Here is an 8,492-nt window from a genome sequence, read left to right on the forward strand (position 1 = left end):
AGCTATGCCCTAGTGGCGCGATGGGCGCTAGCACGCCCCGGCTCCGAAAGACCATGCATCTTCCGCGGGGAGCATGGTCCCGGTCATTACCCGGTAATACCTGGGCGGCTCAGGCCCGGGCGGCCAGCGCGAGGGATGGCGCTTGGCGCGGCATGGTGCGCTGGCCCATCCCGCCATAGGTCGTTGGGCGGCTTGCTGGAATGGCAGCGCCAGCGATGGTTTCGATCACACGCGATTGCAGGAAGATCGCGCGCTCCAGCAGACGGCGGTTCTCGTCGGAGAGGTCGCGGAGACGACAGGCCAGCTTCTCCGCAGCATCCCGCAGTTCACCATGCATCGTGCTCTGGGCCGTGCTGCCCGTGCGGGTCGCAGCGCCGTAGGCTGCGGCGAAGGCGTCGGAGGCCTGCAGCTTCGTCGTTGCGAGCGTGGTTGCGCGGGAGAGGTCGAGCCGGGCGAGCGCCTCGTTCTCCTCGCGCAGCGCCTCAGCGAGGCGCTGGCCGGCATTCAGCAGGGCCTGGATCATGGAAGCCTGGCTCATGGGGAAACTCCTTCCTGCGGAGAGAGGGATGATTCTGGGGCTGGCACCTGCGCGCCCTGGGCGCGCAGCAATTCACGGAACACAGCATCGGCGATGCCGATCCCGCCGCGGTCCGACCAGGCGCGGGCATAGTTCTCGACCAGCATGGGCCGCCACTGCCCCTCCGCCGCGCCGGCGGAGAGCAGCCCCTTCGGCGTCTCGCCGAAGACAGGCTGGAGCAGGGCGCCGAGCGCCTGCGCCTCGAAGCGGCGGGCCAGGCGCGCAAGGGTGGCGTGGTTGGCCGCGACGGCGTCCATCATCGCACCTCCAGCTCGGCCTGGAGCGCACCGGCGGCCTTGATGGATTGCAGGATGGTGATCAGGTCGCGGGGGCCGACGCCCAGCGAATTCAACCCGCGCACCAGATCTTCCAGCGTTACGGAACGCGGCAGGATGCCCAGGCGCCGGTCGCGCTGCTCCTCCACTTCGATATTGGTGCGAGGCACTGTCACGGTCTCGCCGCGCGACAGGGGGGCGGGCTGGCTCACCTGTGGCGTCTCGGTGACGCGGATCGTCAGGTTGCCCTGCGCGATGGCGACGGTGGAGACGCGTACATTCGCGCCCATGACGATGGTACCCGAGGCTTCCTCGATGATGACGCGGGCCGCCTGGTCAGGCTCAACGAGGAGCTGCTCGATATCGGTCAGCAACTGCGGCAGGTCGCGGCCGCCGGTGAGGAGGACGATGGTGCGCGGGTCGGTGGCCGTCGCGCTGCCGGCACCCGCGGCGCGGTTGATCGCCGCCGCCACGCGCATGGCGGTCGTCAGGTCAGGGTTGCGGAGGGAGAGCCGCACCCGATCCTGCCCCGCGAGCTGGAAGGGCACCTCCCGTTCCACCACGGCGCCCGAGGCAATGCGCGCCGCAGTAGGAACGCCGCGCTGCACCGAGGCAGCCTGGCCTCGTGCCCCGATGGCGCCCGTGGCCACCGCGCCCTGTGCCACCGCATAGACCTCTCCATCCGCCCCGAGCAGCGGTGTGACGAGCAGCGTGCCGCCAGTGAGGTTCGTGGCATCGCCCAGGGAGGAGACCGCGACGTCCAGCCGGCTTCCCGGGCGCGCGAAGGCCGGCAGATTCGCCGTGACCATGACCGCCGCGACATTGCGCGTATCGAGCTTGGTCTCCTGGTCGCGCGTGTTGACGCCCAGGCGTTCCAGCATCCCGACCAGCGACTGCCGCGTGAAAATCGCCGTCCGCAGCCGGTCCCCCGTGCCGGGCAACCCGACGACCAGCCCGTAGCCGACCAACTGGTTGTCGCGCACCCCCTCGACATCCGCGATGTCCTTGATCCGCACCTGCGCGGCAGCCGGAAAGGGGCAGAGCAGGGCGATACTTAGGGCGAGGCGCAAAAGGATGCCTGCGGAGCGGGCGGCCTTCGCGCTTCGGAAACCGGTCTGGGGCAATGTGACCTCCACCAAGGCTGCCCCTCTCGGCCGCAACGCCCGTGCCAGGGCTGGACGGGGATGGAGCGGCAGGATCTGCCGGGAAGGGGCGGCTTTCGCCCAGGACAGGGCAGGATGGTGCAGTGACGGGAGGCCAGTATGGCGGGGATGGCGGGAATCGGTGGAATTGGCCGCGCGGCACAGCTTGGCCCGGGCCGCGCTACCCGGGGCGGCGGCTTTCGCCTGCCGGAGGCGGCGCGGGAGGCATCGGGCAGCCCTGCCGTCCTCGGCGCGGCGCCGCTCGGACTGCTGGCCGTTCAGGAGGCGGATGACGCCGCCTCCCGCGACCGCCGCGGCGCGGCGCGGGCCCAGGACCTGCTGAAGGAACTTTCCGCCCTTCAGGCCGGGTTGCTATGTGGCGGGACCGATCCTGCGGGGTTGGAGAGGCTGGCGCGACTGGCTGAGGGCGAGTCGCCGGCCGATCCTGTCCTGGCGGATGCGCTGGCCGGAATCGCGCTTCGCGCCCGCGTGGAACTCGCCCGGCACCGCTTCGCCTCAGGCCAGGAATGATCCGGCCCCGGCCTGGCCCTGCATCCGCAGGACCCGTCAAGCAGGCATTAACGTGGCATTCGGGTTGCATGAACGTGAAAGACGGTTGGTTTCAGGGCCCTGCGGGGGGAGTCCCCTTGTTTTGCGCCCATTGCCATCGCTATACGCGGCTGCCGACCGGCCGGGGGGACCGGGGGGTCGGGACAGGCCATCGGGATGCAAGCCATGCTCATCACCCTGCCGCCGGATTATAAACCGTCGGATGACGAGGCCTTCATGAACCCCCGCCAGCTTGCCTATTTCAGGCAGAAGCTGCTGCGGTGGCGCCAGGAACTTCTGCGCGAGGCGGGCGAGACTCTTAACTCAATGGGCCAGGGCGGAATCGTGGAAGCCGACCTGACCGACCGGGCAAGCGTTGAGACGGACCGGGCGCTGGAACTGCGGACGCGGGACCGGGCACGCAAGCTGATCGCCAAGATCGACCAGGCGCTGGAGCGCGTGGAGAACGGGACCTACGGTTATTGCGAGGAGACCGGCGAGCCGATCGGCCTGCGCCGGCTGGAGGCCCGCCCGATCGCGACCTTGTCGATCGAAGCGCAGGAGCGCCACGAGCGCATGGAGCGCGTGCACCGCGACGACTGAGGGCTGGGGGGCTGGGAGGCCCCCCAAGTATGGCCCCCGTATCAGGCCCGGAGCAGACCTCGATGCGGCGTGACTCCCTGGCTGCCCGGGAAGGCCGCCGCGACCGCCGTCTCCGGCAATCCCAGATGCTCGCGGAGTAGGCCCTTGGCCACCGCGCGCAGGTCCAGGGTCGGCATCAGGTCGCGATTTTCGTAGAGCCTGCCCGGACCCAGCCCCGGCCAATCAGCCAGCACCCGCCCGCCCGCCACAGCGCCGCCGAGCAGGAAGGCAGCGCTGCCCGTGCCGTGATCCGTGCCCTCGCTGCCATTCACCCGGGCGGTGCGGCCGAATTCCGTCATCACCAGCACCGCTGTGCGCGCCCAGGCTTGGCCGAGCCGTTCCCGCAATGCCTCGAGGCCATCGTCGAGTTGCGTCAGCACCCGGCGCAGCCGCGCCTGCTGTGCCTGATGCGTGTCCCAGCCGCCCAGTTCCAGCGCCGCAACCCGTGGGCCGCCCGGCGCGGCCATGAGGCGCCCGGCGGCCGCGGCCAGCTCCACGAATCCGCCGCGCTGCTCTCGCGGAGGCACCACCCCGGCGGTGAAGCCACGCGCCCGCATCCCCTCCGTAAGCGCCGGGCCTGTGAGGGGGTCGGCGTGGTTCAGTTCCAGCAGCCGCGCATAGAGCTCCGGCGAGGGCCGTTCGAGTCGGGCCGGGGCATACATCCCGACCGGCTCCGCGCCCCGCAGGATCAGCGGAAGGTCTGACCCGACCGCGAAGGCGGCTCGGTTTCCCTCAGTGTCATGCCCGGGCAGCCCGGCCAGGGCGCGGTTCAGCCAGCCGGACGCCAGGCGCTGCTCGGCGCCGCTCTCCATCAGGTCCTGCGCCTCGAAATGGCTCCGCGACCGGGTGGGACCGCAGGCGGCATGGATGGGCAGCAGCTCTCCCGCGCCGAACAGGGCGTGGAGTTTCTCCAGCCGGGGATGCAGGCCGAAGAAGCCGCCGAGGTCCAGCACCCCGCCCTCCCGCCCGGGCTCCGGCAGCGCCAGCGGCCCGCGCAGATCGGCCAGCGCCGGATCGCCATAGGGCTGGACAGCCGCCAGCCCATCCAGCGCCCCGCGCAGCAGCACCACAACCAGGCGCGCGTCGCCGGCCGGCCCCGCGCCGAGCGCGAGCCGCGCCCGGCCCAGGGCCGCACCGGCGGAGAGGCCAAGGAGCAGGTTGCGGCGCCCTATAAAGGGAAGATGCCACCTCATCGCCGCTGGAACTCCGGGCTGCCGAGGAGAAGGGTCAGCGCCTCGCGATTCGATCCGGCCCGCAGCACCGCCTGCCGCGTAGACTCGGAGGCGAGCGGGCCGAGGGTGAGATCGAGCGTCTCAGCTGCGTCCCGCCGGGAGAAGCGGCCGCTGATGGCGTGCATCCGGTCCAGGCGCATCATCATTCCCTCGGGATGAATCCAGGCGGAGGCCGTATCCGCCCAGCCATTCGGCCCTGTTGCCTGCCAGAGCGGCTGGCCCAGGGCCGCCAGGCTGCCATAGGCCATCTCCGCCACCTCCGGTCCCGCGCCCATCGCACGGAACGCGGCCACGATCAGTTCCATGGGGTCGCGCAGCTTGGTCAGTGGCGGATCCCAGGCCTCCGGCAGCGCCACGATCGCCCGTGTCACCTCGCCCAGGTCGCCTCCGGTGTCTCGCAGCACATCGTAGAGGCGGTCCACCACCGCAGGCGGCGGATCATCGGCCACGAAGTGACGGGCCAGCTTGGAGGCGAGATGGCGGTGGGTGGCCGGGTGCGCCGCCAGCCAGTCCAGCGCCGCGTCCACCGAGTTCGGCCCGGCGCCGAAGGGCTTGCCCATGATCGTCTTGGCGCCGGGCTGGTGCATGTTCACGCGGAACACCGTGCCGAAGGGCGGCCGGTTCCGTGCCACGGCGAGACCGGTCAGGAGCTTCGCGAACTCCGTCACGTCGCGCTGGCTGTACCCGGCGGCGGGGGAGACGGTGTGCAGTTCCAGCACCTCCCGCCCGAGATTCTCGTTCAGCCCGCGCCCGCTGCGCTTGCCGAAGGGACTGTCCGGCCCGACCGAGGCCACCTGATTCAGGTATTGCAGCATGGCCGGATGCCGCACCGCGGCCTTGAGCAGTGTGGCAAAGCTTCCGGTCACATGAGGCCGGATTGCCTGCCGGACATAGTCGCCCACCAGGGCGGCGACCGAGCCCTCTCGCCGACTGACGGTGAAGTGGTTGGCCCAGAAGGCCACTAACCGTTCCCGGAAAGGGGTGGGCGTGGTGATCAGGCGGGCGAGATAGGCCTCCGCCTCCAGCCGGTAGAGCACGGCCTGGCGGTTGGGTGTTCCCGGCGGCACCGGCTGGCGCCGGTCCAGTTCCACCAGGGCGAGGCCATCCGCCAGTGTCGGGTCCGCCTCCCAGTCCCGGGGCGGAAGGGCCTGGTCTGGCGGGGCATCCAATTGGGCGAGCAGCCAGCCGACGGCATCCCCCGGCGGACAGGGGGATTCTGGGCGCGGGCCCAGGCCGAAGCGAAGCGCCGCAACATGGCCGGCGGAATTCATCAGTCGACAGGGTAGCACTGCCCGGGCCCCGTAATTCAACGCTTCCCGCCACGGAATCGTGACCTGATGGCCGCAACGGCAGCCCGCCCATGCGGGAAAGCGTGCAGGAATGCTTGCAAATTGCCGTGCGGCAGAGCACATGTGCGGCCGCAGCAGGGGCGCGGCAGCGGCGCCCGGCGGCACCAGGGCAGGCGGGTTGCGGACGCGGGCAGGGCGATGAGGTCGCCGGTGGCCCGCTTAGCCGCATCCAGCCCGCCCCGCCGCGCGGCCACACGGCGGCCTACCGCCGAGCGACCCCGCGGCCTGGCCGCACCATTCGCGGCGCTGCCGCAGACCCATATCGCGGCCCCCGATTCAAGGAGGGGCCGCGGCAGACAACCGCGCAACCCCTCCGAACAGGCGGGGGGCGCGACGGACGGAGGCCCACGTGGCGCGCACCCCCCTAGAGCGTATCCGCAACATCGGCATCACCGCGCATATCGACGCGGGGAAGACGACGACGACGGAGCGTATCCTCTACTACACCGGCAAGTCCCATAAGATCGGTGAGGTCCATGAGGGCAACACCACGACGGATTACATGGAGCAGGAGCGTGAGCGTGGCATCACGATCACCTCGGCTGCCGTGACCGCCGAGTGGAAGGACCACCGGATCAACGTCATCGACACCCCGGGCCACATCGACTTCAACATCGAGGTGAACCGTTCGCTGCGCGTGCTCGACGGCGCCGTCTTCATCATCGAGGGCGTGGCCGGCGTGCAGCCGCAGTCCGAGACGAACTGGCGCCTGGCGGACCGCTACAACGTTCCCCGCATCATCTTCATCAACAAGCTCGACCGTACGGGCGCGGACTTCTACCGCGCTGCGGCAACCCTGACCGAGAAGCTCGGCATCAACTGGGTTGCCCTGCAGCTGCCGATCGGCATCGAGGACAGCCTCAAGGGCATCATCGACCTGGTCGAGATGAAGGCCCTGATTTGGGAAGGCGACGAGCTGGGCGCCAAGTACCATGAGGCCCCGATCCCCGAGGACCTGAAGGATAAGGCCGCCGAGTACCGCCAGATCCTGCTCGACGCCGTGCTCGGCGCCGATGACGCGGCGATGGAAGAGTATTTCGACAAGGGCGACGTCTCCGTCGCGACCCTGAAGCGCGCCATTAAGAAGGGCACGATCTCCGGCGAGTTCCGCCCGGTCTTCTGCGGCTCCGCCTTCAAGAACAAGGGCGTGCAGCCCCTGCTCGATGGCGTGATCGACTACCTGCCGTCCCCGGTGGACATCGAGGGCATCAAGGTGGCTCCGGAGGAGGGTGAGGACGAGACGGCCGACCGCCGCGTGATCCCCGCCGACGAGAACGCCCCTTTCGCCGGCCTCGCCTTCAAGATCATCAACGACAAATACGGCAACCTGACCTTCGTCCGCGTGTACCGCGGCGTGCTCAAGACCGGCGACCAGGTCCTGAACACGACCAAGGGCCACAAGGAGCGCGTCGGCCGCATGTTCCAGATGCATGCCGATAAGCGCGAGGAGATCAAGGAAGTCACCGCCGGTGACATCGCGGCCTTCGTGGGCCTGAAAGACACCGGCACGGGTGACACGCTGGCCTCCAACGAGGACCCCGTGGTGCTCGAGCGCATGGCCTTCCCGGTCCCCGTGATCGACATCTCCGTCGAGCCGAAGACCAAGGAGGGCATCGAGAAGATGACCCTCGGGCTGCAAAAGCTGGCCGGCGAGGACCCCTCGCTCCGCCTGCGCACCGACCAGGAGACCGGCCAGACCATCCTGTCCGGCATGGGCGAGCTGCATCTCGAGATCATTATCGATCGCCTGAAGCGCGAATACGGCGTGGACGCCAATATCGGCGCCCCGCAGGTTGCCTATCGCGAGACGATCACCAAGACGCACACCGAGACCTACACCCACAAGAAGCAGTCGGGTGGCTCGGGCCAGTACGCCGAGGTGAAGATCACTTTCGAGCCGAAGGAGCGGAACACGGGCATCGAGTTCGTGAACGCCGTCGTCGGCGGTTCGGTGCCGAAGGAGTACATCCCGGCGGTCGAGAAGGGCATCAAGGTCCAGGCCGATACGGGCGTGCTCGCCGGCTTCCCGACGGTGGACTTCAAGTACAGCCTGGTGGACGGCAAGTACCATGACGTCGACTCGAGCGCGCTCGCGTTCGAAATCGCCGCCAAGGCCTGCTTCCGCGAGGGCATGAAGAAGGCCAACCCGGTCATCCTCGAGCCGATCATGGACGTGGAGGTGACCACCCCCTCCGACCATGTTGGTGACGTGGTGGGCGACCTGAACCGCCGCCGCGGCGTGATCCAGTCCCAGGACATGGCCTCGACCTCGGTGATCATCCGGGCTCATGTCCCGCTGAAGGAGATGTTCGGCTACATCTCTAACCTGCGTGGCATGACGAAGGGCCGTGCGTCCTTCTCCATGCAGTTCCACCACTACGATCCGGTGCCGCGCAACGTGGCGGAAGAGATCATGAAGGCTTCGGCCTGATCTCGACGCGGCTCCGCTGGATGCGGGGCCGCACCGAAACTCTGGAGGGCGGCACTGACGACCGGTGCCGCGCCCGGGAATGAGTTGGTTGCGATGACGCGGGCGAGACCATCGCCCGCGTCGTTCGCGTTTATGGGCCCGTCATCACGGGCTGGCGGCGTTTCACGCGTATCCATCCGGCCGGGGCCGCGGGCTATCGAGCGCAGACGTGCTGACCGCGCTCACCGCTTCTGGTCGAGGCAGAGTTCCTTGAGGCTTTCGATGCCGTGCTCGGTGAATTTGAGCGTCGCGCGAT

The 8,492-nt window shown here is 69.2% G+C and carries 8 protein-coding genes; 3 read left to right on the forward strand and 5 right to left on the reverse strand.

The features are described from left to right. Positions 1 to 109: 109 nt before the first annotated feature. The 3 genes from ACO1BU_RS28440 to ACO1BU_RS28450 are packed head-to-tail and all read right to left on the reverse strand — an operon-like array spanning position 110 to position 1,976. On the reverse strand, positions 110 to 538 hold the full coding sequence (locus tag ACO1BU_RS28440) for a hypothetical protein (protein WP_424139340.1): 429 nt from the start codon (positions 536 to 538) through the stop codon (positions 110 to 112). Then, complete coding sequence (locus tag ACO1BU_RS28445; protein ID WP_424139341.1) at positions 535 to 837, reverse strand: rod-binding protein; 303 nt, start codon at positions 835 to 837, stop codon at positions 535 to 537. The genes ACO1BU_RS28440 and ACO1BU_RS28445 overlap by 4 nt, the downstream gene beginning before the upstream one ends. Beyond that, on the reverse strand, positions 834 to 1,976 hold the full coding sequence (locus tag ACO1BU_RS28450) for a flagellar basal body P-ring protein FlgI (protein WP_424139342.1): 1,143 nt from the start codon (positions 1,974 to 1,976) through the stop codon (positions 834 to 836). Before ACO1BU_RS28450 ends, ACO1BU_RS28445 begins: the two co-directional genes overlap by 4 nt. A gap of 138 nt (positions 1,977 to 2,114) precedes the next feature. On the opposite strand from ACO1BU_RS28450, the gene ACO1BU_RS28455 reads away from it, so the two are divergent. Next, positions 2,115 to 2,525 (forward strand): flagellar assembly protein FliX, encoded by a 411-nt coding sequence (locus ACO1BU_RS28455; protein WP_424139343.1) that lies wholly within the window; start codon positions 2,115 to 2,117, stop codon positions 2,523 to 2,525. A gap of 204 nt (positions 2,526 to 2,729) precedes the next feature. Continuing rightward, entirely contained in the window at positions 2,730 to 3,146 is a 417-nt protein-coding gene (gene dksA / locus ACO1BU_RS28460; protein WP_424139344.1) for an RNA polymerase-binding protein DksA, read from the forward strand. Between the two features lie 41 nt (positions 3,147 to 3,187). Here the strand turns inward: dksA and ACO1BU_RS28465 are convergent, their stop codons facing one another. Then, the gene (locus ACO1BU_RS28465) at positions 3,188 to 4,378 is read right to left on the reverse strand and encodes a DUF1501 domain-containing protein (RefSeq protein ID WP_424139345.1); all 1,191 of its coding nucleotides are present in this window, start codon (positions 4,376 to 4,378) and stop codon (positions 3,188 to 3,190) included. After that, complete coding sequence (locus ACO1BU_RS28470) at positions 4,375 to 5,688, reverse strand: DUF1800 domain-containing protein (protein WP_424139346.1); 1,314 nt, start codon at positions 5,686 to 5,688, stop codon at positions 4,375 to 4,377. Before ACO1BU_RS28470 ends, ACO1BU_RS28465 begins: the two co-directional genes overlap by 4 nt. A gap of 427 nt (positions 5,689 to 6,115) precedes the next feature. Here ACO1BU_RS28470 and fusA point away from each other — a divergent pair, with 427 nt between their 5' ends. Beyond that, a complete protein-coding gene (gene fusA, locus ACO1BU_RS28475) occupies positions 6,116 to 8,197 on the forward strand; it encodes an elongation factor G (protein WP_424139347.1) in 2,082 nt (693 codons plus the stop codon). Positions 8,198 to 8,492: the final 295 nt, after the last annotated feature.

It is taken from the genome of Roseomonas chloroacetimidivorans (assembly GCF_049629625.1).
Lineage (GTDB): Bacteria > Pseudomonadota > Alphaproteobacteria > Acetobacterales > Acetobacteraceae > Roseomonas > Roseomonas chloroacetimidivorans.

Excerpts from the sequence above, each read along its gene's own strand:
- ACO1BU_RS28440 (WP_424139340.1), bottom strand. The coding sequence starts at position 538 with ATGAGCCAGGCTTCCATGATCCAGGCCCTGCTGAATGCCGGCCAGCGC.
- ACO1BU_RS28445 (WP_424139341.1), bottom strand. The coding sequence starts at position 837 with ATGATGGACGCCGTCGCGGCCAACCACGCCACCCTTGCGCGCCTGGCC.
- ACO1BU_RS28455 (WP_424139343.1), top strand. The coding sequence starts at position 2,115 with ATGGCGGGGATGGCGGGAATCGGTGGAATTGGCCGCGCGGCACAGCTT.
- dksA (WP_424139344.1), top strand. The coding sequence starts at position 2,730 with ATGCTCATCACCCTGCCGCCGGATTATAAACCGTCGGATGACGAGGCC.
- ACO1BU_RS28465 (WP_424139345.1), bottom strand. The coding sequence starts at position 4,378 with ATGAGGTGGCATCTTCCCTTTATAGGGCGCCGCAACCTGCTCCTTGGC.
- ACO1BU_RS28470 (WP_424139346.1), bottom strand. The coding sequence starts at position 5,688 with ATGAATTCCGCCGGCCATGTTGCGGCGCTTCGCTTCGGCCTGGGCCCG.